Consider the following 1,079-nt stretch of genomic DNA (forward strand, 5'->3'; position numbering starts at 1 on the left):
GCAGTCGATGCGGGTGCATATTCCACCGCCGTACAAGGGCGCGCGCGCGTCGATCGCCACCATATGCGCCTGCGTCGCGTCCCCGATGCGGTCGGCGCCGTGCTCCTCAAGCAGATGCCGGAGCAGCACCCCTTGGTTGTATTCGGTGCCGCGGATCAGAAAGTTGTCCGTCGGCCATTCCCCGCGTTCATTTTGTCCCCAGGCCTGGCGCAGCCATTGCCGGTTCGATTCGAACCCGCCCGCGGCAAGAACACAGGCTTTGGCGCGGATGCGTTCGCCGTTGGCATGGGCGGCAACGAACCGGCCTTGCCCGATTTCGAGCCGATCGACCGGCGACCCGTAGCGCAGGGCAACGCCCAGGCGCTGCGCACTGCGGTAGTAGGCATTCACCAGGGCCTTGCCCCCGCCCATGAAGAAGGCGTTCGTGCGGGCCACCTGCAGGGTGCCCGAGAGCGCGGGCTGGAAATGCACGCCATGCCGGCGCATCCAGTCCCGGCAGGTCGAGGAGGCGCGGATGATCAGCCGCGCCAAATGCTCGTTCGTTTGCCCTTCGGTGACCTTGAGCAGGTCCTGCCAGTATTCCTGTTCCGGGTAGGCGCCGACCAGGACATCCTGCGGCGCGTCGTGCATGCAGCGCAGGTTGCGCGTGTGCGCTGAATTTCCCCCACGCCATTCCTTGGGCGCGGCCTCGAGCAGCAAAACGCCAGCCCCCGCTTCGCGCGCCATCAGGGCGGCGCACAGCGCGGCGTTTCCGCCGCCAATGACCAGTACGTCATGGTCCAAAACAACCGTTCCTTTGCTGCGTTCAAGCCCTGATTCGCAGCAATGTAGTCAAGGAAATGGTTCTCGCCCAGCGCAGTGATCGCATGGGGGCATCATGAATCGTGATACCGGGACGTCACCCCGGACCAACTGCCGTTTTCGACCAAGGTCTGCACGCAATCGCGGATCACCATTTTGGTTGCGATCGCCGCCGAAGAAAGCTCCTCCTCGGAAAGACTGCACAGGATATTGCTGCGGCGTACTTCACTGTCGTCGATCCGGGCCCACTGAAAGCGCTGCCCGGCGTCGGGAAAACG

At 64.2% G+C, this 1,079-nt stretch carries 1 protein-coding gene and 1 pseudogene; both read right to left on the reverse strand.

Annotated elements, in window-relative coordinates; all coding sequences use genetic code 11:
• On the reverse strand, positions 1-783 hold a 783-nt coding region (tcuA, locus tag VTU_RS0104700), incomplete at its 3' end, for an FAD-dependent tricarballylate dehydrogenase TcuA (RefSeq protein ID WP_010101344.1).
• 92 nt (positions 784-875) lie between these two features.
• Positions 876-1,079: pseudogene (locus VTU_RS0104705) on the reverse strand (LysR family transcriptional regulator); the annotation flags it as partial.

The sequence above is a fragment of the Verminephrobacter aporrectodeae subsp. tuberculatae At4 genome (assembly GCF_000193225.1).
GTDB classification, from domain to species: domain Bacteria; phylum Pseudomonadota; class Gammaproteobacteria; order Burkholderiales; family Burkholderiaceae_C; genus Acidovorax; species Acidovorax aporrectodeae.